Source organism: Streptomyces sp. NBC_01276 (assembly GCF_041435355.1).
GTDB lineage: Bacteria > Actinomycetota > Actinomycetes > Streptomycetales > Streptomycetaceae > Streptomyces.
The window spans coordinates 7,231,573-7,255,311 of record NZ_CP108442.1; the positions used below are offsets into that span (position 1 = coordinate 7,231,573).

At 76.6% G+C, this 23,739-nt stretch carries 14 protein-coding genes; 4 read left to right on the top strand and 10 right to left on the bottom strand.

Annotated elements, in window-relative coordinates; all coding sequences use genetic code 11:
- The first annotated feature begins 50 nt into the window (after window positions 1-50).
- Window positions 51-1,286 (top strand): RNA polymerase sigma factor, encoded by a 1,236-nt coding sequence (locus OG295_RS32575; RefSeq protein ID WP_371681375.1) that lies wholly within the window; start codon window positions 51-53, stop codon window positions 1,284-1,286.
- On the opposite strand, the gene OG295_RS32580 is transcribed toward OG295_RS32575, so the two are convergent.
- From OG295_RS32580 to OG295_RS32595, 4 genes are all read right to left on the bottom strand, one after another.
- Complete coding sequence (locus tag OG295_RS32580; RefSeq protein ID WP_371680208.1) at window positions 1,276-2,742, bottom strand: condensation domain-containing protein; 1,467 nt, start codon at window positions 2,740-2,742, stop codon at window positions 1,276-1,278. The genes OG295_RS32575 and OG295_RS32580 overlap by 11 nt on opposite strands.
- Window positions 2,743-2,853: 111 nt before the next feature.
- Window positions 2,854-3,900 (bottom strand): ABC transporter ATP-binding protein, encoded by a 1,047-nt coding sequence (locus OG295_RS32585; protein WP_371680209.1) that lies wholly within the window; start codon window positions 3,898-3,900, stop codon window positions 2,854-2,856.
- Window positions 3,897-6,917 carry a hypothetical protein gene (locus OG295_RS32590; RefSeq protein WP_371680210.1) on the bottom strand — a complete coding sequence of 1,007 codons (3,021 nt, stop codon included), beginning with the start codon at window positions 6,915-6,917 and terminating at the stop codon, window positions 3,897-3,899. Before OG295_RS32590 ends, OG295_RS32585 begins: the two co-directional genes overlap by 4 nt.
- On the bottom strand, window positions 6,914-10,177 hold the full coding sequence (locus OG295_RS32595; protein WP_371680211.1) for an FtsX-like permease family protein: 3,264 nt from the start codon (window positions 10,175-10,177) through the stop codon (window positions 6,914-6,916). The genes OG295_RS32590 and OG295_RS32595 overlap by 4 nt, the downstream gene beginning before the upstream one ends.
- 190 nt (window positions 10,178-10,367) lie before the next feature.
- Between OG295_RS32595 and OG295_RS32600 the strand changes: the two genes are divergently transcribed.
- The gene (locus OG295_RS32600; protein WP_371680212.1) at window positions 10,368-11,087 is read left to right on the top strand and encodes an ABC transporter ATP-binding protein; all 720 of its coding nucleotides are present in this window, start codon (window positions 10,368-10,370) and stop codon (window positions 11,085-11,087) included.
- A gap of 1,289 nt (window positions 11,088-12,376) precedes the next feature.
- Here OG295_RS32600 and OG295_RS32605 read toward each other — a convergent pair.
- The 4 genes from OG295_RS32605 to OG295_RS32620 are packed head-to-tail and all read right to left on the bottom strand — an operon-like array spanning window position 12,377 to window position 18,976.
- On the bottom strand, window positions 12,377-15,391 hold the full coding sequence (locus tag OG295_RS32605) for a WD40 repeat domain-containing protein (protein WP_371680213.1): 3,015 nt from the start codon (window positions 15,389-15,391) through the stop codon (window positions 12,377-12,379).
- Window positions 15,367-15,951, bottom strand: a complete 585-nt coding sequence (locus OG295_RS32610; protein ID WP_371680214.1) for an ATP-binding protein — start codon at window positions 15,949-15,951, stop codon at window positions 15,367-15,369. The genes OG295_RS32605 and OG295_RS32610 overlap by 25 nt, the downstream gene beginning before the upstream one ends.
- Window positions 15,952-15,962: 11 nt before the next feature.
- The gene (locus tag OG295_RS32615; RefSeq protein WP_371680215.1) at window positions 15,963-18,269 is read right to left on the bottom strand and encodes an FtsX-like permease family protein; all 2,307 of its coding nucleotides are present in this window, start codon (window positions 18,267-18,269) and stop codon (window positions 15,963-15,965) included.
- Entirely contained in the window at window positions 18,266-18,976 is a 711-nt protein-coding gene (locus OG295_RS32620; RefSeq protein WP_371680216.1) for an ABC transporter ATP-binding protein, read from the bottom strand. Before OG295_RS32620 ends, OG295_RS32615 begins: the two co-directional genes overlap by 4 nt.
- A gap of 481 nt (window positions 18,977-19,457) precedes the next feature.
- Between OG295_RS32620 and OG295_RS32625 the strand changes: the two genes are divergently transcribed.
- Window positions 19,458-20,324 carry a sensor histidine kinase gene (locus tag OG295_RS32625; protein ID WP_371680217.1) on the top strand — a complete coding sequence of 289 codons (867 nt, stop codon included), beginning with the start codon at window positions 19,458-19,460 and terminating at the stop codon, window positions 20,322-20,324.
- Window positions 20,321-21,031, top strand: a complete 711-nt coding sequence (locus tag OG295_RS32630; protein ID WP_371680218.1) for a response regulator — start codon at window positions 20,321-20,323, stop codon at window positions 21,029-21,031. The genes OG295_RS32625 and OG295_RS32630 overlap by 4 nt, the downstream gene beginning before the upstream one ends.
- A gap of 21 nt (window positions 21,032-21,052) precedes the next feature.
- On the opposite strand, the gene OG295_RS32635 is transcribed toward OG295_RS32630, so the two are convergent.
- Together OG295_RS32635 and OG295_RS32640 are read right to left on the bottom strand one after the other, a co-directional pair.
- A complete protein-coding gene (locus OG295_RS32635) occupies window positions 21,053-22,576 on the bottom strand; it encodes a hypothetical protein (RefSeq protein ID WP_371680219.1) in 1,524 nt (507 codons plus the stop codon).
- Window positions 22,573-23,577 carry a LysR family transcriptional regulator gene (locus tag OG295_RS32640; protein ID WP_371680220.1) on the bottom strand — a complete coding sequence of 335 codons (1,005 nt, stop codon included), beginning with the start codon at window positions 23,575-23,577 and terminating at the stop codon, window positions 22,573-22,575. Before OG295_RS32640 ends, OG295_RS32635 begins: the two co-directional genes overlap by 4 nt.
- Window positions 23,578-23,739 lie beyond the last annotated feature (162 nt).

Below are 23,739 nucleotides of genomic sequence, written 5' to 3' on the forward strand. Positions count from 1 at the left end.
GCGTTTGCCCCGGTCCGTCACGGCTGCTCTGATGGGTGGCCGTGACGGCAGTGAGTACGGCCCAGGCGGTCGAAGCGGTGTTCAGGATCGAGTCCGCGCGGATCATCGCCGGCGTCACCCGCATCGTGCGGGACGTCGGCATCGCCGAGGAACTCGCCCAGGACGCCCTGGTCGCCGCGCTCGAACAGTGGCCCCTCTCCGGAGTCCCCGACCGGCCCGGTGCCTGGCTGATGGCCACCGCCAAGCACCGGGCGGTCGACCTCGTACGCCGCAGGGAGACCTACGCGCGCAAGCTCGCGGAGGTCGGCCGCACCCTGGAGGACGTACCCCCGCCCGCCGAGCCCGCGGCCCCGGACGACATCGACGACGACCTGCTGCGCCTCGTCTTCACCGCCTGCCACCCGGTACTGGCCACCGACGCCCGGATCGCGCTCACCCTGCGCCTGGTGGGCGGCCTCACCACCCAGGAGATCGCCCGCGCCTTCCTGGCCTCCGAGCCCACCGTCGCCCAGCGCATCGTCCGGGCCAAACGGGCCCTGGCCAAGGCCGGGGTGCCCTTCGAGGTCCCGTACGGCGCCGACCGCGAACAGCGGCTCGCCTCCGTCCTCGAAGTCATCTACCTGATCTTCAACGAGGGCTACTCGGCCACCGCCGGCGACGACCTCGTCCGGCCCGCCCTCTGCGAGGACGCCCTGCGCCTGGCACGGGTGCTGGCCGCCCTCATGCCGAAGGAGCCCGAGGTCCACGGACTCTGCGCGCTCCTGGAGTTCCAGGCCTCCAGGACCGCCACCCGCACCGGCCCCGACGGGGAGCCGGTGCTGCTCGCCGACCAGAACCGGGCCCGCTGGAACCGGCTCCTCATCCGGCGCGGCGTCGACGCCCTGCACCGCGCGGGCACCGGCCCCTACTCCCTCCAGGCCGCCATCGCCGGATGCCACGCGGCGGCCGTCCGCTACGAGGACACCGACTGGGCCACCATCGCCGCCCTCTACGGACGGCTCGTCCACCTGGTGCCCTCACCGGTCGTCGAACTGAACCGGGCCGTCGCCGTCTCCATGGCCGAGGGCCCCGGGGCGGCCCTGCCGCTGGTCGACGCCCTCGCCGACGAGCCCGCCCTGCGCTCCTACCACCTGCTGCCGAGCGTACGGGGGGACCTGCTGGAACGGCTCGGACGCGGGCCGGAGGCCCGCGCCGAGTTCGAGAGGGCGGCCGCCCTCACCCGCAACGTCCGCGAACGGGACCTGCTGCTCGCCCGCGCCGCCGCCCTCCCGCCGGTCAGGCCCTGAGCGGGGCCGCCTGCTCCGCGGACCGCCGCGGCCCGGCGAGCCGGCCCGGCCGGCGGAAACCGCCCGTACGGGCCACGCTCCGCACGGTCTCGCGCAGCGCGTCCTGGAAGTCGCCCATCGTGCGGCGGGCGGGCGCCGTGTCCACGTAGAGGGAGTTCATGTGCAGTCCGTCCGCGTCCCGCTGGAACCACGAGCAGGCCCCGTTGGCGCGCGCCGACCACACGTGCGTGGCGGGCCGCCACTCGTGGTGGCGCTCCGCGCCCCGGCACTTGCGCATGTCGATGTACGAGAAGAAGTTCACCGGATACGGCCAGGAACGGGCGGCGAACTCCTCGGGTGCCAGCAGCTCCCAGGCCCGCACGAACGGCACGTCGATGTGGGAGATCATCTCGCCGAAGCCCGCCCGGACCGCCGCCATCACCTGCGCGAAGTCCCTGCCGGGAGAGGCGTCGAACTCGATGGGCATGGTGTTGACGAACCAGCCCACCGCGTCGTTCCAGGAACCGCGCCCGCGCTCGCTCACCGGCATGAACCCCCGGTAGACGCCCGGACCTCCGGCGTCCCGCAGACAGACGGCGACCGAACCGAGCAGCCCCATGAACGGCTTCGCGCCCACCTGCAGACAGGTCTTCTCGAACACCTCGGCCTCGGCCGGGTCCAGCAGCGACGAGGCCTCGTTGACGATCGGGTACATCCGGTCCGGCTCCACGCCCAGGTCCAGGGGGAAGCGGGGGAAGAACTCCCCGTTGCGGTCGATGAAGGACTTCCAGTAGCCCAGGCGTTCGTCGTCCGCCTCGATGGAGAGGTAGCGGCGGCGCTGCTCCTCGGCGAAGTCGAGGTAGCTGGGGACCGCCGGCAGGTCCCCTTCGTCGCCGCGCCGCAGGGCCTCGTACGCCGTCATCACCTCGCGGACCACGATCGGCATCGACATGCCGTCGCAGACGATGTGGTCGAAGGCGAGGTACACGGTGGCGGAGTCCGGACGCAGCACCGCGCCCATGGTGAACAGCGGCCACGACAGGGTGTCGATGCTGCGCTTGAAACGCTCCACCAGGAACGTCCGCAGCCGCTCCGCCGAGTCGAACGAGGCCACGTGCTCGGCCTCCAGGGCGAGTTCCCTGGGAGCCAGGGGCTCGCACGCCAGCTCACCGGCCAGCCGTCGGAACTCGCAGCGCAGCACCTCGTGCCGCCGGACGAAGCCCAGCAGCGCCTGGGCGAGGGCCGCTTCGTCGAGCGCGCCCTCGACCTCGAAGGTGATGGCCAGCCACGACGCGACGGGGTCGTCGGCGCCGCGGCTCTCCTCGGCGACGGTGAAGTGCTTGTCCTGGTTGAACGAGGCCCTTCTGCCCGCCGGGTCACCCCCGTCCGCGTCGGCCGGCACGGCCGTCGACCGCAACCGCCACTCGACCACCCGTCCCGGCGCCACGTGGCGCAACTCCAGAGGAAACTGCCGCATTCCGTCATCCCTTCGCCCCCGAGTCAACCCCGAGCGCCTAACGACACCCGGACCACGGAAGTGACGCCCGCACCCCGACGACCGGTCCGCGGGCGGGCGGGAAGGGCCGTCCTACGGCGCGGCGGGCCCCGCGCCGGCGTCCGGGACGTCTCCGTCGCGCAGGCCGTCCCCGTCGCGCGGGCCGTCAGGGGCGTCAGGGTCGTCCGCGTCGTCGCGGCGGACCTCGATGTGGTCGGACGCCCGGTCGACCGCGACCCGGTGCTCCATGCCCAGCGCCTCCAGGAACTTCTGCGGCAGCTGCACCCGGCCGGTGCGGTCCAGCATCACGTACTCGCGCTCGCTGACCGACTCCGTACCGTGCTCGTCGGTGACCGTCCGGCGCAACACCTCACTGCTGGTGCGCCCGTCGCGGATGGCCACCGTACGGCGGACCTCGCCCGCCACCATCGGGTCGTGGGTCACGATGACCACCGTCGCCCCCAACTCCCGGTTGACGGTGCGGAACGCCTCGAAGACGGCGGCGCCGGTCTCCGAGTCCAGTTCGCCCGTCGGTTCGTCCGCGAGCAGCACCGCCGGCTCGTTGGCCATGCCCACGGCGATGGCCACGCGCTGCTGCTGGCCGCCGGAGAGCTCGGCCGGTCGGCGGCCCGCGAGTTCGCCGATCTCCAGCGCCTCCAGCAGCCGGCCGACGCGCTCGGCCCGCCGGGCGGCCGCGCCGCCGCGACGGCCGCCGCCCTTCAACTGCATTGGCAGGGCGATGTTCTGGGCGACCGTCAGGAAGGGCATCAGGTTCTTCACCGTCTGCTGCCAGACGAAGCCCACCGTCTCGCGCCGGTAGCGCAGCCGCTCCCGCGCCGACATCTCCAGCAGGTCGTGGCCGCCCACCGAAGCCGTGCCGGCGGTGGGCACGTCCAGGCCCGCCAGGATGTTCAGCAGGGTCGACTTGCCGCTTCCGGAGGCGCCGACCAGAGCCACCAGATCGCCCCGGGCCACCGTCAGCTCCAGCCCCTGCAAGGCCTGCACCTCGACCCCGGCCGAGGTGAAGATCCGCACGAGGCGGTCGCAGGCGATGGCGGTGTCCTCGGAGCGGGTCCGCGGCGCGGCGGCGGCCAGCGCCGCGCTCCGCAGCTCCTCGTAGGTGGGCGCTTCGCTGGTCAACGTGGGTCTCCCGCTCTCAACTCGGTGGTGATCTGGCGTCGGCCCGATATCGCCGCCTCGGCGACCACGGCCAGCACCAGCAGGGCGGCCAGGCCCAGGGACTGCGCGAGCACGGGCCACGCGGTGAGCCGCACGCCCGTGGGCACGGCCGAGCCGACCAGCGTGGACAGGTCCACGGAGGGACCCAGCAGGGCGACGGCCGCCGCGGCGACCAGGCCGCCGCCCAGCGCGGCGGCGAGGGCCTGCGGCAGCGACTCGGTCAGGATCAGGGCCAGGCCCTCACGGGGCTGCAGCCCCATGGTCCGCAACCGGGCCAGCAGGGCCGCCCGTTCGGGCGCGGCCCGCACCAGGTTCAGGAGGACGGCCAGCAGCGCGAAGGCCGCCACCCCGGCGAGGGAACCCCAGAACACCCGGGCCGCCGAGGCCTGGAGGGGGGCGTGGGCGAGTGCGGCGGCCGCCGCCGAGCTGGTGTGCACGGTGTACGGATCCGCCGTGCCGTTCGGGGCGGTGGTGCGGAGCAGGTCGCGCAGCGGGCCCTCCTCGGCCCGGCCGAGGGCGAACCAGTGGGTGGCCTGCTCGACCCGGGGAAGCCGGGCCGCGGTCGGACCGGCCGGCAGCACCACCGTGTAGGCGGCGGGGCCGGGCGCCGGAGTGCCGTCGATCACGGCGACGGGCTTCACGGGCAGGGTCTTTCCGTCGCTGAAGCGCAGCTCCTGCACGCCGCCACCGGTGGTCTGCGCGGCCAGGCCCTTGCCGAACAGGGCGGGCAGCGGGGCGTCGGCCCCGGCCCCGGCCAGCAGTGCGGGGTCGAACTGCCCCCGGCCCACGGCCCGGGACAGCTCCGCGTACGTGACCGGGTCGGCGACGATCACCGTGACCTGGGTGGAGCCCTGCTGGGTGCCCATGACGAAGCCCCAGTCGTCGACCCACGCCGGGACGGAGGTCCGGATGCCGGGCAGCCCGGCGGCGGCCCGGGTGAACTCCTTGGGCACGGTGCCCAGCGGGGGCGCCGCCACCTGGGCGTCGCCGCCGACGGCGGCCCGCGCCACCTGCTGCCGGGAGGTGTCCACGGAGGCCAGGACGGTGGCGCCGAAGCCGCCCGCGGTCACGGCCAGCAGCAGCGCGATCAACGGCAGGACGGACGGCCGGGAGCCGCCGCCACCGCGGGCCGCGCGGGCCAGACCGAGGAAGGAGACCAGCCCGCGGCCGCGTCCCGCCGCACGGGTCAGGCCCCGTACGAGCATCGGCAGCAACCGGGCCAGCAGCAGGCCCCCGCACAGGGCCAGCAGCAGCGGGGCGGCGACCAGCAGCGGGTCGAGGCCGGTCCCGGCGGGGGCGATGCCGCGGCGGGAGACCTCGGCCACGGCGGCCACCGTGACGGCGAGCACGAGCAGTTCGGCCACCAGCCGCCTGCGCGGGGCCCGCCTGTTCGGCGCCGACAGCAGGACGAAGGCCCGTACGGGGAAGGCCAGCAGTGCCAGCAGGGTGACGGCCCCGGCCCCGAGGAGGGTGGGGGCCAGGCGGGGGACCGGCAGCAGCACCACGGCCAGGGCGGTGGCGAGCGCGGCGGCCGGCAGCACGGTGACCGCGTTCTCCGCGAGGAGCCGGCCGACGACGCCGCGGCGCGAGGCTCCCCGGGCGCGCAGCAGCAGCAGTTCGGCCGTACGGCGGTCCGCGCCGAGCCCGGCCGCCAGGCACAGCACCACCAGGGCCTCTCCGGCCAGTCCGGCGGGTCCGAGGGCGGCGAGCGGTGCGACCGCCTGCTGGCGGGCCTGCGCCTGGGTGAACAGCCGCGGCAGCCCGGAGGTGACCTGCAGTTGCTCGCGCCCGGTGGTCCGCCGCAGGTCGGAAGCGGTGGACCCGGCCACGTACGAGGCCACGGCGGCGGCCACGTCCGGCAGCCGGTCGGCGCGCAGCGTCCCGGTGTCCAGGGGGAGCCGCCAGAAGTCGTTGACGGTGCCGCCCCACGTGTCGAGCCGTCCGAGCCCCTCGGCTCCGACCAGCGCGGTCACCCGCCAGAAGGGCGTCAGACAGGCCGCCGTGGGACAGGGCAGGCCGTCCCAGTAGACCTCCGCGGGGTCCTCGGCGACGTAGAGCCCGACGATCTCCGCGAGGAAGGGGGTCCCGACGGCGGAAGCGGTCGTCAGGACCGTGCCGACCCGGGCGCCCAGGGTCTCGGCCGCGCTCTTGGCCAGGGCCACGGGCAGGGGGGCGCCCTCGGCCGCGCCGCCGGGCCAGCGCCCCTCGACGAGGCGGGCGTGGGAGGCGGCCTGCGGCAGGTGGAGGAGGGTCAGCAGGGTGTCCGGCGGGGGGTCGCCGGGCATCCTCTTGAGCTCAGGGTTGGACAAGGCCTGCGGGGTGACCGTGACCGTGCCGTGGACCGGGCCGGTCGCGGCCAGCTCGATGCCGGTACGGGGGCCGGTGTTCGCGCGCAGGGCCGCCAGGACGGAGTCCAGCGACTGCGGGGTCCTCTGGCCGGGGAGGGCGCGGGCGCTGGCGTACAGGCTGGTCGGGCCGGGGCCCTGCTCGTGGAGGTAGGAGCGCAGGGCGTCGTCGGCGCCGCGGTCCAGGGCCCGCGGCAGGGCGGCCGCCAGCAGGACGGCGACGAACGCCAGCGCCGCGGCGAGCCCCGCCGCCAGCGGCATCGCCCGGAGCCGGGTGCGCACCCACGGGACGCCGGAGCCGCCCCGCGGCACGGCGGCCGGGGAACGGCCGCCGCCGCCGTCGCCGGCGGTGCGGGTCGTACGGGTGGTCCGGTCCGTGGGGGCGCCGGCCGCGTCGGCGGAGGGGCCGGTGGCGCGGCCGGAGGTGGTGCGGGTCGTGGCTGGGGCGGCGCCGTCGCCGGTGCTCCCGCCGTCGTGCCGGGCGGGGCGCCCCGGCCCGGAAGAGGGGCCGGAGGCCGCCGGGTTGCCGGGCGGCACGCCGCCGGCGGCCGTGTGCGGGCCGGGCGGGGTGGGGCCGGGGGTGCTCCGGCCGGAGGGCGCGGTGCCCTCGGGACCGGCGGGCGGGGTGGTCACATCTCCTCCACGTACCGCAGCCGCGCGGCTGCACCTCGGTCGGTCCGTCGCCCGCGGCCGCCGAGCACCGCCGACAGCAGGGGCACCGCCGCGACCGCGGCGGCCAGCAACAGGGTCTGGAGACCCGGCAGGTCCACCACGACCCCGGGCACCGGGCGTTGCGCGGCCGGCGTCAGGATCATCAGCGGTACCACCAGATGGACGATCGCGGCGCCCAGGCCCAGCCCGACGGCCGTCCCGAGGCCGACCAGCAGACAGCCCTCGGCGGCGGCGGTCCCGGCGAGCCGGGCCCGCGGGGCGCCCAGGGCCGTCAGGATCGCGTGCTCGCGGGCCCGTTCCCGTCCGGACGCGGCCGCCGAGGCACCGAAGCCGATCGCGGCGAGGACCGCGCACGCCACCGCCAGGGCCGCCAGCGCGGCCTGCGGGCCCGCGCTCAGCGGATCTCGCAGCAGACCGGCGGCGACCTCCTCGCGCAGCAGCACCTTCTGCGAGCCGGCGCCCGCGCGGATCCGGGCGGCGGCCAGGGCCGGCTCCCGGTCGTCCGGCGAGGAGGCGGGCAGCCACCACTCGTCGGCGGGCGGCAGGTCCTTGGCGTCCTCGGCCGCGAGCTGCCGTGCGGCCGCGTCCAGGTCCACGGCCAGGGCGGTGTCACCGGCCACGGGCAGCGACCCGACGGCCGAGGCGATCCGCACCTGCACGGTGGTGACGCCCAGCCGGACGGGCACCTTGTCGCCCACGGAGGCCCCCACGGCGGCGAGGAACCCGCGGGTGGCGACCCCGCGGACCTCGGCGGGCGGGCCGCCGGGGCTCAGCGAGACCTCCACGGGCTTGCCGGGCGGGCCCTGGTAGTGCAGGCGCAGCAGGTCCGGTGCGGCGGGCCGCAGGGCGGCGGCCGGGACCCCCTTGGCCGCTTCGGGGGTACGCAGGTGCCAGTCGGGCGCGGTGGCCGTCACGGGTGCGGCGGCTCCGCCCGGGGTCTCGCTCACCGAGACGCGGTGCAGGGCCAGTTCCCCCTCGACCGGGACCACCGACTCGGCGTCGAACCACGTCGGCTGGAGCCCGTAGGACATCACGAGGCCCACGATGCGCAGGGGGCCGGCGGCGGACCCCAGCGGGGATCCGGTCAGCGGGTCGAGGGGGACCGAGACGGTGCCCGAGCCGCTCGTCGGGAGGGCGGCGACCGGGGTCCGGTACGTGAGCCCGAACCGGTCGCGCAGCAGCACCCCGAGCGTCGGGCGGCCGGCCGACGCGGGGTCGGCGGTCACGGACACGTCGAGGTCGATGCGCCGCGGGTCACCCGGCAGGGCGATCCCGTCGGCGCCCGGCCCGGCACCCGGGGCGGCCGGGGGCACGGCGAGCGGGGCGAACAACTCGGCCGTCGGCCGTCCGTCGCGCAGGTCGGCCCGCAGCGGCAGCCGGCCGGCTGCGCGCGAATCCAGGGCGAGCAGCCGTCCGGGCTTGTTCCCCGGCAGGGCCACCTCGGTGTGGATCACCGGGATGATGCGGTCGCCGCCGGGCAGGGCCGCGTACCGGCCGCCCCGGCCCATCGGGGCCAGGTCGCCGCCGGTGATCCGCAGGCCGCCGGCGGTGGCGAAGTCGGCCTGGTCGCGCTGGGAGGCGGACCAGGCGGAGTGCTGGCCGAGGGCGAGCACCCCGCTGGACACCGCGAGCACCAGCAGCAGCACCGGTCCGGTGGCCCGCTGCGGCCGGCGGGCCAACTGCCAGCCGACCAGGGCCGGACCCAGCCCGCGTCCCCGGGCGGCGATCCGCCCGCCCAGCCGGGCCGCGAAGGGCAGCAGCCGCAGCACGAGCAGGGTGCCCGCGCACAGGGCCAGCGTCGGGGCCGCCACCAGGACGGGGTCCACGCCGAGGACGTCGCCCCCAGCCGGAGCGGCGTCCCCCGCGCCGCCGCCGTACCGGGAGAGCTGCCGGTAGGCGAGGACCGCGAGGGCCACCAGTGCCAGGTCCGCGCCGGAGCGGGCGAAGCCCGACACCACGGCCCGACGGCGCCCGCCGCGCCGCAGGGCGGCGGCCGTGGCGCCGCGCAGGACGGCGGGCAGCGTGGTCAGCAGTACGCACAGCAGCGCGCAGACCGCCGCGGCCGGCCACAGCAGCCAGGAGCCGCCCGTGTCGAACGGCACGTGGGCCAGCGGCCCGTAGCGGACCGCCAGGCGCAGCAGGAGGGGGGTGAGCAGCGGGGCGAGCACGGCGGCCGGGACCGCGAGCAGCAGGGACTCGGCGACGGAGAGGAGGCCGAGCCGGCGGCGGGAGGCGCCGCGCGCGGTCAGCAGGACCCGCTCCGGTTCCTGACGTTCCCTCAGGAGGTGGGCCACCAGCAGCAGGGCGGCCGAGGCCAGGACGGCGAGCTGGAGGGCGCCGACGAGCAGGGTGGAGCGGGCGACCCGCTGACCGGACTGCAGGTCCGCTATGAAGGACGGCAGTTCGCCGCTCACCGTCAACCCCGAGGGGGGCGTGGTTTCGGCCGCGGCGGCCCGGCCGCGCACGGCCTCGACCGCGGAGCGGGGCGTGCCGGTGAAGTCGGGGGTCAGCAGGGTGGCGCGGCTGTTCTGCGGGAGGCCGCCCGCGGTGAAGGCCGAGTCGTCGACGAGGAGAGGGCCGTAGGTGGTGAAGCTGCCGACCTGCACCTCGCGTCCGCCGAGCGGGTCGAGCCGCCAGTACGGGGCGTCCGGTTCGGCGGCCCGGTAGACGCCCGTGACGAGCACGTCCAGCGGGGCGCCGCCGAGGCGGTCCTCCAGCCGGACCTCGGCGGGCAGCCGCTCGGGGGCCAGGCCGAGGCGGGTCAGGGCCGCCGTGGGCAGGGCCACCGGCAGCCTGCCCGGGTTCGGGCCGACCGCCTCGGGCCACCGGCCGGCGAGGAGCCGTACGCGGTTGCGGTCCAGCGCGGCGAGCAGGGTGAGGTCGGCGTCCTTGCCGGGGGCCCGTTCGCCGGGCAGCCCGTACGAGCGGCTGCGCGCCAGGCTCTCGGCGCCGGTCGGCACGGAGCCGAAGACCCGGTCCGTGAAGGCCCGTACGGCCGCGTCGTCGGCGGGGCGCTGTGGCAGGGCGTGTTCGCCGGTGAGCACGACGGCGGTGCGCGCCCGTTCCGGTCCGGTCAGGGCCCGGCGCATGCCCGCGTCGCCGACGCTCCGGGTGAACGCCAGCAGGGCGGTCAGCGCGGTCGTGGTGATGACCATGGTGAGCAGTACGGCGGTGGCGAGCGGCCAACGCCCGCGCAGCCGGCGCATGACGAAGCCGAGCATGTGCCTGTTCCTCCCCCATCCGGACTAAAGGCCCCGGATAGCGGACGATGCTGTCAGATGCGATCAAGTAGCGGAAGGGACTTGCGTGATGGATGTGACAGATGAGCAAATTCGGACGTGAGGGCGGGAGAGTGTCGGAAGCGCTCTCCGGGGCGGCGCCGCCGCCCGCCGATTCGAGGGGGAACCCACCATGACCCAGCAGCAGGTCAGCGCCGCCACCACCGCCGTCGCGCCCATGGTGGTGGTGCGCAACCTCCGGCGGAGCTTCGGGAGCGGGGCCCGGACCGTACACGCCCTGCGCGGCGTCTCGTTCGAGGTGCGGCGCGGTGAACTCACCGCTCTCAAGGGGCGGTCGGGGTCGGGCAAGACCACCCTCATGAACCTGGTCGGCGGACTCGACTCCCCGACGGGCGGCACCGTCGAGCTCGACGGCACCGATCTGACGGGCCTGGACGAGAGCGGCCGGCTCGCGCTGCGCAGGGACCGGATCGGTTTCGTGTTCCAGTCCTTCGGCCTGATCCCGGTGCTCACCGCCGCGGAGAACGTCGGCGTCCCCCTGCGGATGCGGGGGGTCCCCGCGAAACAGCGCGAGGAGCGCGTGCGCACCCTGCTGGCCCTGGTCGGTCTCGCCGACCACGCCGGACAGCGCCCCGGGGAGCTGTCCGGCGGTCAGCAGCAGCGCGTCGCGGTGGCCCGCGCGCTGGCCAATGAGCCCGCCCTGATCATCGCGGACGAGCCCACCGGCCAGCTGGACTCCGAGACGGGCCGCTCGATCATGCGGCTGCTGCGCGCGGTGGTGCGCAGCGAGGGGGTCACCGCCCTGGTCGCCACCCACGATCCGGAACTGATGGAACTCGCCGACCGGGTGGTGGAGTTGCGCGACGGCCGGATCGTCGAGGCGACCGGCTGAGGGGCTCCGGGCGGTACGGCCCGGGTGGCGGGGGGAGCCACCGGGCCAGGAGGGCGGCCGGCAGCAGCGGGGCCGGGGTGAGGAGCGTGAAGGTCACGGACCCACCACCCGCTCCCGGTCGGAGGGGCGAGGGCGCACACGGGCGTCGAGGTCCAGCAGGAGCCGCAGGGACCGCGAGGTCGCGGCGGTCTCCCAGGAGCGTCCGCTGCGGGTCCACCCGTCCAGTACGTCGAGCAGGGCCGAGTCGCAGAAGGTGACGAGGGCGGCGTCGAGGACGAGCCGTCGGGCGCCGCCGGCGGCGCCTTCGTCGAGGAGGCCGCGCAGGGGGGGCGCAGGTGAAGAGGTCGAACTCCCCGGCGAGGCTGACGGCGAGGACGCCGTCGCGGAGCGTGGACCGTAAGCGGGGCACCGGGTCGGGCGGGTCGGGCGGCGCGGCGGAGGTGGCCGAGGCGGCCAGGTCGGCCGGGGTGGCCAGGTCGGCCGGGGTGGCCAGGTCGGCAGGGGTGGCCGAAGCGGCCGGGGCGGCTGGGGTGGCCGAGGCGGCCGGAGCAGCCGGGGTGGCCGGGGTGGCCGGAGCAGCCGGGGTGGCCGGGGCAGGGATGCCGGGGGCGTCGGCGGAGCCGGCCGCGGCCAGTATCGGGGCGCTTATCGCCTTTATGGGACTGTTCATGCCCCTCCCAACGGTCTCCGCCCCGGCCGGGAAGCGGCGGCCGGGCGCACTTCACCCGCGTGGGGCGCCCGGGTGGCCCGTTCCGGCGATCTTCGTCACCCGGGCGGGTCCCCGCCGCGCGCGAACGCGTCCCGCGGACGGCGATACCGGACAGCGGGTGCGTGGACGCGGATGCGGAGGGGGACCCGGACGAGGTCGTCGACGCGCTGTACGCGCACCGTCCGGCGGGGTTCACGGCCGCGCGGGACGTGGCCGCGGCGCGGGCTCGGGGCGGCCGGTGACGCGGCGGGCGCGAAGCGCGTGGCGGCCCTGGGCCGACGCCGAAGTCACCCGGCGGGAGCGGGCTGCCGAACGGGCCCGAGCCGAACGGGCCCGAGCCGAACGGGCCCGAGCCGAACGGGACCTCGCCGAACGGGACCTCGCCCACGAGGCCCTCGCCGGGGCGGAAGCCCACCACCGGGAGGCCGACCGGGCCGCCCGCTCGGCCCGCCGCGCGGCCACGACCGCCGGACGCCGGCGGAAGCGGACGCAGGCCCCCGGGGCCGAAGTGGCGCCGTTCAGGAGCCACTTCGACGACGGGCCCGGCGGCCCCCGCCGGATCCGCGCACCCTCCCACGGGTCAGGGCGGGGGCGGGAGCCGGTGGGCGCGGCGTTCCTCCGGGGTCGGGGGATGGAGCACGCGGGCCGCCGACAGGCGCAGCAGGGGCGCGGGGTCCGGGTCCGCCGGGGTCCACAGCCGGACGGTCCGGTCGCGGGAGGCCGTCGCGATGCGGGTGCCGTCGGGGGACCAGCACAGGCCGTTGACCCAGTCGGCGTGCAGCCCCACCACGACGGCCGGGGCCGTCGCCGACGCGGGGTCCCACAGCCGGACCGTGCGGTCCCGGGAAACGGAGGCCAGCCGGGTCCCGTCCGGGGACCAGGCGATCTCCTGGACCCGGTCCTCGTGACCCGTCAGGACCACGTGCCCCGCGGAGGACCCCGCCGGGTCCCACAGCCGCAGCGTGCGGTCCCGGGAGCCGGTGGCCAGCCGCCGTCCGTCCGGGGACCAGGCGACCTTCCACACCTGGTCGGCGTGGCCCTCCAACGTCCCGACCCGCTCGCCGGTGTCCGGGTCCCAGAGGATCACCGTGCGGTCCGTCCCGCAGGTCGCCAGCCGCGTTCCGTCCGGCGACCAGTCGGCCCCGGTGACCCAGTCCCGGTGGCCGCGCAGCACCCGCAGCGGGGCTCCGCCCGCCGCGTCCCACACCCGTACGAGACCGTCGCGCGCGGCCGTCGCCAGCCGGGTCCCGTCGGGGGACCAGCAGACCGCCGACACCTCGTCGCCGTGCCCGTCCAGCTCCAGCGCCGCCGGGCCGCCGTCGCGCGGCCACAGTGCCGCCGTGCCGTCCCGGCGGCCCACCGCGAGCCGGGTGCCGTCGGGCGACCAGGCCAGGTCCCCGCACTGCCCGGGGAACAGCACCTCGGGCGGTCCGAACTCCGGGGCCCGCCAGACCCGTACGGTCCCGTCCTCGGAGGCGCTCGCCAGCCGGCTGCCGTCCGGCGACCAGGCCGTACGCCACACCGACTCGGTGTGCCCGCGCAGTACCGACGGCGGCGCGCCCGTGTCCCACACGGCGAGGGTCCGGTCCTGCGAGGCCGTGGCCAGGCGTCGGCCGTCCGGGGCCCAGGAGAGCGCGTACAGGGCGCCCCGGTGCCCGGTGAGCCAGAGCGCCGCGTCCTGCGGGTCCTCACCCGGGAGCAGGTCCCAGACGCGCACGTTGCGGTGCTGGTCACCGGCGGCGAGCCGGGTTCCGTCGGGGGAGAAGGCCAGGCAGTTGATCCCGTCCATGCTCTCGAACGTGCGGACCGCCGCCCCCGTCGCCGCGTCCCGGAGCACCACCGTCCGGTCCGTCGACCCGGAGGCCAGCAGGGCGCCGTCCGGGGACCAGCACAACGCCGTGACCCGGTTCCGGTGCGCGGGCCCGGCCGGGACCGGGCCGCCGGGGCCCGCCGACGGCCACACCCGTACGACCCCGTCCTCACCGGCCGCCGCGAGCCGGCTGCCGTCGGGGGACCAGGCCGCGCTCCACACCATGCCCGGCGGCGCCTCCAGGGTGCCGGCGGGGGACAGTGCGGCCGGGTCCCACAGCCGGAGCACCCCGTCGCCGGCCGCCGACACCAGCCGGCGGCCGTCCGGGGAGAAGGCGAGCGCCCCGTGCCCGCCGCCATCCCCGCCATCCCCGCCGTCCCCGCCGTCCCCGTGCCGTACGGTCGCCGACCGGCGCCAGGACGCCGTCTCCCACGAGGTCAGCCGCGCGTCGCGGGTGGCGCACACGAGCAGGGCCCCGTCGGGCGACCAGACCACCGCACGGGGCCACCGGCCCGGCACGTCGAGCACCGCCGAAGGCTCCTCGGCCAGGGCGCCCGTCGCGGCCTCCGCCCCGGTGCCCGCCCCGGTGCCCGCCCCGGTGCCCGCCCCGGTGCCCGCCTCCCACACGCGCAGCCGTCCGTCACCCGAACAGGCCGCGAGCCGCGTCCCGTCGGGCGACCAGGCCGCGCCCGTCACCGCCGCCCCGAAATCCCCGTGCACCGCCCGCAGCAGCGAGCCGTCCAGCGCGGTCCGCAGCGCCTGGAGGGCGCCCGGGGTCGGCGCCCACTCGGTGACCGCCGCGCGGGCGATCCCGATCGCGGTCTCCGGCTCCCGGCTCTCCAGTACCCGGGCCGCCACCGCGTCCGCGGTGCCGGCCCGCGCCGCGCCGTCCGCACGGGCGCTGCGGTCGACGTACTCCACGACGAGCGCCGACACCTCCAGCCCGGACGGGGCGCCGGCCTGCCCGGCCAGCCAGGACCGCGCGTCCGCCAGCCGGTCCCCGGTCAGCAGGAACGCCCCGCCCCGCCCCGCGAACTCCCATTCCTGCGCCCAGCGTTCCCACGCGCCCCGCTGCCGCAGCCGCTCGACGTGGGCCTCGACGGCCGCGCGGAGCGGCGGCCACCGGCGCAGCAGTGCCTCGTGGGCCAGGTCGAGGATCCCCGCGTCGGAGGTCAGCAGCCGGCCCGCGACGAAGGCGTCGGCGATCTCCCCCTCGGCGGGCGTCAGTTCGGCGCGCGCGACCCGCCTGCGCACCGCCTCCCCGCCCCGTACGGTGACCAGCCGCAGCAGCGTCCCCACCACCGGGTCGTCGCCGTGCGGACCGCCGGGGCCCAGCAGTTCCGCTCGGATCCGGTCGGCCTGCCCGACGAGCGCGCCCGCGACCCCGCCGACCTCCCGGTACAGGGCGTGGCCGATCACGGACCCGGGCCCGCCCGCGCGCCGGTACAGCTCCTGGAGGGTGTAGGCGAGCAGCGGCAGCGCGTCGCCGCCCCCGCAGTCGTCGACGATCCGGGGGACCAGCCCCGCCTCGAACTCCACCCCGGCGGCGGCCCCCGGGCGGGCCACCACCTCGTGCAGCGCCTCCCGGGGCAGGGCGCCGATCACCATCGGATCCCGTACCAGGGGCGCCAGTGCGCCCTCCAGGAACCCGGTCAGGAAGTCCGAGCGCAACGTGCCCACCAGCCACAGCCGCGGATCCCGGTCCAGGACCTCCCGTACCGCCTCCGCGAAGGCCGTGCGCTCCCCGGCGCCCGACAGCGTCAGCAGCTCCTCCAACTGGTCCACCACCAGCACCCTCGGCCGGCCGTCCCGTGGCCCGCCGTCCACGGCCGCGTGCAGCGCGCCGACCGGATCGGTGCCGGGTTGATGGCCGGGTACGCGGTCCAGCGCGCGCGGCGCCCCGTCAGCGCGGGCAGCAGCCCGGCCCGGACCAGCGAGGACTTGCCGGAGCCGGAGGGCCCGACCACCGTCACGCACCGGTGCGCCCGCGCCGGGACCGCCGGGTGCAGCCGGGCGACCAGCTCGGCGGTCTCCCGCTCCCGGCCGAAGAAGACGGCCGCGTCCTCTTCCCCGAAGGCCTCCAGCCCGGGGTACGGGGGCTGTCCGGCCGTCCACCGGGCGGCCGGCGCGGCCGGCCGGCGTTCCAGCCAGCGCAGCCACAACTGCCCGCCGACCAGGGCCAGCAGGCCGATCCCGACGAGGGGTATCGACCACTGGCGGAGCAGCCGCAGCGGGAGCGGGACCTCGCCCTCCACGTTGGTCGCGTAGTTCGTCGCGATCCCCAACAGGGCGCCCACCAGCATCAGCAGCACGTCGAGCACCAGTGCGAGAGGTCGTCGTTGCATGGGTCGAAAACCTACTCGGTGTGCAGGACCGTCGCGATCGTCGCCCGTGCGGCCGAGCGTGCCGGAACCAGCGCGCCGAGCACGGCGATCACCACACCCGCCAGCAGCAGGAGGGCCAGTTGCGGCGCGTGCCAGACGTCCTTCATCGACTCCGGGAAGGACACCACCCCGACGTGGTCCACGACCAGCCGGTGCGCCACCACGCCCAGCGGGATCCCGAGCAGGCCGCCGGCCGCGCCCAGCCCGGCGACCGAGGCCACCGTCATCACCACCACCTGCCGGGGCGTCATCCCGATCGATTTGAGCATGCCGAGGTCCCGGCGGCGCTCACGGGTGTTCAGCAGCACGGTGTTGAACACCCCGAGGGCGGCGACGACGGTCAGCAGCACCGTGAACACCGTGGAGAAGGTCACCACGGTCGTCGTGCCCGCGTTGGAGGTGTCCGGAACGGAGGCGCGCAGGCCCGGGTCGATCGCCTCGACGTCCTTCGCACGGGCCCGTGCGTCGGTCCCCGGGGCCAGCCGCACCGTGTACTCGATGGCGCGGAGGTCCGGCGCGAGCTTCAGGAGGGTCGGCCAGGAGGCTTCCAGGGCCTGCGCGTTGCCCTCGATGAGCTCTCCCACGACGACCACCGGGGCCTGCCGGCCGTGCAGTTCCAGCGTGGTCCGGTCACCGATCGCCAGCCCGCGCTGCGTCAGGAACGCCGGACCGGCGACGACCTCGCCTTCCGCCTCCGGCGCCCGGCCCCGCACGATCCGGTACGGATCCCGGGACGCGTCCCCGCGGTAGAAGTCGGCGAAGACCGTCTGTGCCTGCCCCGCCAGGTGAGCCTGGGAGAGCGCGCGAGCCCGTACCCCGGCCGTGCCGGGCAGCGCCCGCAGCCGGTCCTCGATCTGCGGGTCGGTGAGCGCCGGCGGGGTACGGCCGTTGCCCGGACCGCCCGCCGACACCTGGATCCGCGTGCCCCCGCCCTGGCCCGCGTCCGCGTAGGCCAGCATCGTGCCGGTCAGTCCGGTCGCCAGGGTCACCGTGGTGACGCCGAGCACGATCGCGGAGAGGGTCAGCAGGGTGCGCGCGGGCCGGGCGAACGACTGCCCCAGCCCGAGGCTGACGGACCGCGGCAGCCGGCTGCCGCCGAGCAGCCGCTGCACGCGCCGCCCGCGGCCGGTACGCGCAGCGCCGGACGGGCTGATCGCCCGTGCGGCGGGCAGCCGGTGCGCCCGCAGGGCGGGGGCCAGGGCGGTCAGCAGGACGAGGGCGGGCATGCCCGCCAGGCAGACGACGGACACCCACGTGCCGTACGCGCCGACGGAGGCCCGGCCGGTCTCGATGCCGGCGAACGCGACCTTCAGGATCGGCCCCGCCAGGGCGTTGCCGGCGAGGGTGCCGAGGACGCAGCCGACGGCGGCGGGCAGGCAGACCATCGTCAGGTAGACGCCGACGACCTGGTTCGGGGTGAAGCCCACGGCCTTGAGCACGCCGATGTGCCGGTAGCCGGAGACGACGGCCCCGCTGACGACGTTCCCGACGATCAGGCAGGACACCAGGAGGCCGAGCACGCCGAAGAAGGTGATGAAGGGGAGGTAGGAGTCGGCCAGCGCCGAGAAGGCCGCCTTCAGGGTGAAGTAGTCCTGCGCGCCGGTCAGCGATCCGCCCGGGAGGTCCGCGGTGGCTTCGGCCAGGGCGGCGTCCAGCCCGCTCCGGCTCGACGCGTCGGTGAACCGGTACAGCATCTGCGCGGAGGTGGGGTGCATCGCGGCCATCTGCTCGGGCGTGACCCAGGCGCTGGCCGACTTGCTCATGCCGGCGGCGAAACCGACGACGGTCAGCTTCGGCCCCCCCGGGGAGTCGAGGGTGGTGCCGAGCAGTTCCGGGCCGGGGGAGCCCTGGGAGGGCCAGTTGACGACGATCTCCCCGGGCTCGGTGGCCCAGTGCCCTTCGAGGATTTCGAGCCGGTCCACCGGGCCCGCCGGATCGGCCCGGCCCACGACGGAGAGCGTGCCGCCCGCCGTCCAGAGCCAGCCGTCGGGAACGTTGACGACGGCCTGCCCGAAGGGGCCCGCCGAGGCCTCCACCCCCGGTCGGCCCGCGGTCCGCGCGAGCTGCTCCGGCGAGACCCTGCCGGTGTCGAAGGACGCCACCACGTGCGCGCCGCGCTGGCGGGCGTGCGCCTTCTCGAAGGGGCTCGACGCGGCGTCGAGCAGGGCGAGGGCGAGCAGCACGGTGGTGGTGGAGCACAGGACGACCAGCCCGATGACGAAGGTCTGCACCCGGCGGCGCCGGACGGCCGCGCGGGCCGCCCGCCACACGGCGTTCACGCGGTCACCGCCAGCGCGCTCTCGCGGGCCACGCGGCCGTCGGCGACCTCGACCAGGCGGCTCGCGCAGCGGGTGGCCAGGTGGGGGTCGTGGGTCACGATCAGCAGGGTCTGGCCGATCTGGTTGAGGTCGATCAGCAGGTCCATCACCTGTTCGCCGGAGCGGCTGTCGAGGGCGCCGGTCGGCTCGTCGGCGAGCAGCAGCGCGGGCCGGTTCATCAGCGCCCGGGCCACGGCGACCCGCTGGCGCTCGCCGCCGCTGAGGGTGGCGGGGTAGTGGTCGCGCCGGTCGGCGATCCCGAGCTCGTCGAGGAGTTCCAGGGCCCGGCGGCGGGCCTGACGGGCGGAGACGCCGGTCAACTGGGCGGCCAGCGCCACGTTGTCGAGGGCGGGCAGGTCGTCGATGAGGTTGAAGAACTGGAAGATCATGCCCACGCCGCGGCGGCGGAACAGGGCCAGACCGGTCTCCGACAGGGACCCCAGGTCCTGGCCGTGCACCTCGACGGTGCCCGCCGTCGGCCGGTCCAGGCCGGCCACCATGTTGAGCAGGGTCGACTTGCCGCAGCCCGAGGGCCCCATCACGGCGACCGCCTCCCCCTTGCGGATCTCCAGCGAGAGGCCGTCCAGGGCCTTCGCGTCGCCGTACTCCTTGTGCACGCCGTCCAGCCGGACGACGACCCCGGGGGCGCTGTCGTGATCTTTTGTCATGCCCCGAACTTAGAAGGCCCGCCCCGCGCCGGGCGTCACCCACCGGATGTAACCCGGGGGGCGGGTCATCCCACAGATGTACGCGGGCGCGCCGCGCCCCTGCCCTTCTGGTGCCCGGGGGCCTTCGGGTCCCCGACCAGGCTGGGGTTGGAGAAGTGCACCCGGGTCTCCCGGCCGTCAGCCGTCGACGTCCCGGAGTTCCCTCCAGTTGCCGAGCAGTTCGCCGGGCGGCGAGTGGAAGAGGCCCGGCGGGTAGCTTCTCGTCGAGCTGATCGGCCGTGCACCACTTCACCACGGGGTTGATCCCGGCGCCGAATCCCGCGGGCGGGGCGGTGAAGGCGCGCCGTACCTGCTCGGTGGTGGGCCTTCCTTCCCCGGCGAATAGCCCGGTGCGGCCGTTCAACACGAGGGCGCGGTTAGAGTACTGGGCGGTCCGCGGGGGACGGGCCGGGTGTGCGGGGCGGATGAGGGGGAGGGTGCGGTGGGCTGGCTGACGGGGGTGGCGCTGGCGTCGGCGGGCGCGGCGGCCGTGGTCGCGCTCTGCCTGGGGGTCGCGCTGGCGCGGACCCGGCGTGCGCACCGGGCGGCCCGGGGGGAGCACGGCTGGCTGCTGGAGCGGGAGCGCGAGAGCGCCGCCCGCGGCGCGGTCGACGCGGAACGGGCCAGGATCGCCGCCGAACTCCACGACATCGTCAGTCACAACGTGAGCCTGATGATCGTGCAGGCCGGGGCGGCCCGCGAGGTGCTCGCGACCATGCCGCAGGAGGCAGCGGCCGCGATGAGCGCGGTGGAGAACGCCGGCCGGAACACCATGACCGAGCTGCGCCACCTCCTCGGCCTGCTCGCGCCCGCCCAGGACGGTGAGGACGAGCCCTACGGGGGCGTCGCCGAGCTGACCCCGCAGCCGAGCCTGAGCCGGCTGAGCCCGCTCATCGACAAGATCGCCTTCGCCGGGCTGCCGGTGGACGTACGGATCTCCGGCGAGCCGCGGCCCCTCCCGGCGGGGATCGACGTGACGGCGTACCGGATCATCCAGGAAGCGCTGACCAACGCGCTCAAACACGGGGACGGGGTGAAGGCCGAGGTGACGGTGCGGTACGCGGACAGTGCCTTGCGGGTGGAGGTGCTCAGCGGCGGCCCGAGCGTGCTGACCGCCGACGCGGGCGCGGACGACGGCGGGGCCCGCGCGGGCGGGCGGCCCGGCGGGCAGCCGAAGGCCGAGGGGACCGGTCGGGGGCTCCTGGGCCTTCGGGAACGCGTCGCCGTCTACGGGGGCGACCTCGATGCCCGCCGCCGCCTAGGCGGCGGGTTCCGGGTCCGCGCGCGCCTTCCCCTGGACCGGCCGTGACGGCGGCCGCACCCGGGCCCCGGGTGCTGATAGCCGACGACCAGGAACTCGTGCGCACCGGCTTCCGGCTGATCCTGACGGCCCGGGGGATCGAGGTGGCCGGGGTGGCCGCGGACGGGGTCGAGGCGGTGTCGATGGCGCGGAGCCTGCGCCCCGACGTGGTCCTGCTCGACATCCGGATGCCGCGCATGGACGGTCTGGAGGCCGCCCGCCGGATCATGGCCGAACTCCCCGGCTGTCGCGTCATCATGCTGACCACCTTCGACCTCGACCAGTACGTCTACGCCGCCCTCGCGGCCGGGGCCAGCGGGTTCCTGCTCAAGGACGTCACCCCCGAACACCTGGCGGCCGCCGTACGGCTGGTGGGGACAGGCGATGCCCTGCTCGCGCCCTCCATCACCCGCCGCCTGGTCGAGCGGTGCGCCCCGGCCGCCGGCCCGTCCGCGAACGCCGCGGCCGGGGGCCCGGCGCCGCACCGGGACCTGGCCGCGCTGACCCCGCGCGAGCGGGAGGTGCTGACCCTGATGGGCCACGGGCGGTCCAACGGCGAGCTGGCGGGGGAGCTGACGCTCAGCGAGGCCACCGTGAAGACCCACGTGGCGAGGATCTTCGCCAAACTCGGCCTGCGGGACCGGGCCCAGGCCGTGGTCCTCGCCTACGAGACGGGGCTGGTCACCCCGGGATCGGCCGACGGCCCTCCGGTGTAGCGGCCCCGCCGGGCGTCCCCCTCAGGGCATCGAATCCCGCATCACCGCGAGCGGGAGGGCCGGGTGGGCCGCCGCGGCCTCCACCACCTGCCAGTCCGGGTCGTCCAGCAGGCGGGGCAACTCCCGTGCGGGCAGTGCAGGATGGGCGGCGGCGTGCCGGCGGGCCCTGACGTCGGCCAGGCAGCCGAGCAGCGCGGGCCCCGTGGCGTTCGGATGCCGCGCCACGGCCCGCAGCACTCCCAGCACCGGCGGATCGTGGCGGACCAGTTCCTCCAGCAGGGCGCCCGGGGCGTCCGGGTTGGCGGCGACCTGCGCCAGGACCGCCACGCCGTGCCGCGCCGCCATCGCGCGCAGCCGGTCCTCGCCCAGGCCCGGGTGGGAGGCGACGGCCTTGACCACCTTCGCGTCAGGATCGGCGGCGAGGGCGTCGCGGACCGCGGGCGGCAGATCGCGCCGCCGCGCCACGAGCGCCCGTACGCCCGCCTCGGCCGAGGCCGCCAGCCGGTCGACCTCGGCCTCCGTCGCGGCGGCGATCCGGGGCAGCGGCTCCCGGCCGGCCCGCGCCCGGCCGACCGGCCCGGCCAGTAGGTCGAGTGGCAGGCGGGGGTGGCGGATCAGGCGGGACAGCACCTCCGGGTCCCGGACGCCGGCGAGTTCGCGGATCACCGCCTCACCGGTCCCGGGATTGCCGGCCAGGGCCCACAGGACCCCGGGCATCGGGTCGCGGGCGAGTTCCGCGTACACCCGCTGAGGCAGACCGGCCCGTGCGGCCACGCGCTCGCGCAGCAGCATCGAGGGGTCGCCGGCGAACCGGGCCACGTCATCGGCGGGAGTCGAGGGGTTGGCCAGGGCGGCCTGCCGCGTGTCCTGGACGGTGGACCGGTGGGAGCCGTCGCAGGCGGCTCCGCTGCGGACGTAGGGCTGCCACCAGCGCAGTTCCGGGTCCTTCTCGCAGACGGAACACTCGGACGCCGGGGGCAGTCCCTCGCCGGTGAGCAGCGCGGAGAGCAGGGCCGGGGGCACCGCCTCGTTCTCGTTGAGGGCGGTCATCAGGCGCACCTCGGCGTGCGGATGCGCGGCCAGCAGGGCCGCCGTTGCCGGGTCCGGGGTCCCGTACAGCGCGAGGCCGCTCACCACGTCGAGCTGGTGGTCGGCGGCCAGCAGGGCGGCGACCTCCGGCGGCAGACCGGGGCAGAAGGCCAGCTTCCGCCGGCGGTCGGAGTCGGTGTCCGTGACGAGGAGAGCGGGCCAGTGCGGCAGGCCCAGGCCCTCGTCGAGCAGGGCGAGGGCGGCGTCCGGCAGGGCCCGCGGATCGATGTCGTCGGCGCGGAGCACCCCCCGGCGGACCGGCCCGACGGCCAGGATCCCCCGGTGGGCGGCCAGGGCCAGGGCCTGCTCACGGCTCAGGTCCGCCCGGTCGGAGAGGGCGGAGTCCACCCAGCCGCCCTCCTCGGCGCCCTCCCCGACGGCGAAGGCGACCAGCCGGGCGACGAACGCGGGCGGCAGCGCCGGATTGGCGGCGAGCCCTTGCAGCAGGTGCCTCACCGGCCCACCTCCACGCCGGTCGGTGTGGCCGCGCCGGTGCCGGGGCCGGACTCGGGGCCGGACCCCGGGCCGGAGCCGGTGCCCGCGCCGGAGGCCGCCCCCGAGTCGGCCGCCGCCGCTTCGCGCAGGGCGTCCCGCAGGGCGGCGGCGAGCGGGTCGAGGGGGGTGCGGCGCGGGGTCGCCACCCCGATGTGGCGGGCCGGGCGCGGTGGGGCGAGGGCCACCGGGGCCGATCCGGCGGCCGGGGCCAGCGCGATGCGGGGGATCAGGGAGACCCCGACGCCCGCCCCGACCAGGGTCTGGGCGAAGAAGTAGTCGGTGGTCGACGCGGCGACGCGGGGCTCGAACCCGGCGCGGTCCGCGTACCGGCGAAGGAAGGCCTCCGTCTTCAGGCAGCCGAGCACCCACCGGTCGCCGGCCAGTTCCGCGGGCTCCAGCACCTCCCGCTCCGCCAGCCGGTGGCCGGGTGGCAGGACCGCGTACAGCGGGTCCTCCATCAGGGGCAGCCAGGCCGGACCGGCCGGACCGGCGCCGCCGGCCGGGAGGGGCCCGTCGAAGTGGTAGGCCAGTGCGAGGTCCGCCGCCCCGGAGCGCACCATCGCCAGCGAGACCTCCGGTTCGGCCTCCACCACCGTCAGTTCGACCTCGGGACGCACGGCCACGAAGGCGGCGAGCGCCCGCGGCAGCAGGTGCCGGCCGCCGCTGGTGAAGGTGGCCACCGTCAGGCGGGCCCGGTCGGCGGTCAGCCGGTCGATCCGCGACCGGACGAGGTCCAGCTCGGCGGTGACCGTCTCGGCCGTCTCCACCAGCAGCCGTCCGGCCTCGGTGAGCGCGACTCCGCGCGGGCTGCGCCGCGCCACCGGGTGGCCGATGCCGCGCTCCAGGGCGGCGATGTGCTGGGAGACGGCCGAAGGGGTCAGCCGCAGGGCCGTCGCCGCGCGGTTGAAGCTCCCGTGCTCGGCCACGGCGCGCAGGATGCGCAGCCGGTGCACGTCGATCAAGGTTCTCCCTCACGCAGGTTCGGCGATGGACCGGTTTTCGGTGGGGACACTACAGCGGCGGAGTCGACAGCATGATCGAGCTTCCGGTCACCGACGGCAGCCGGCGCTTCGGCGGGCACCCGGTCGCACCGCTCCGCGACGGGGCCGGCGCGGTCACCGCCC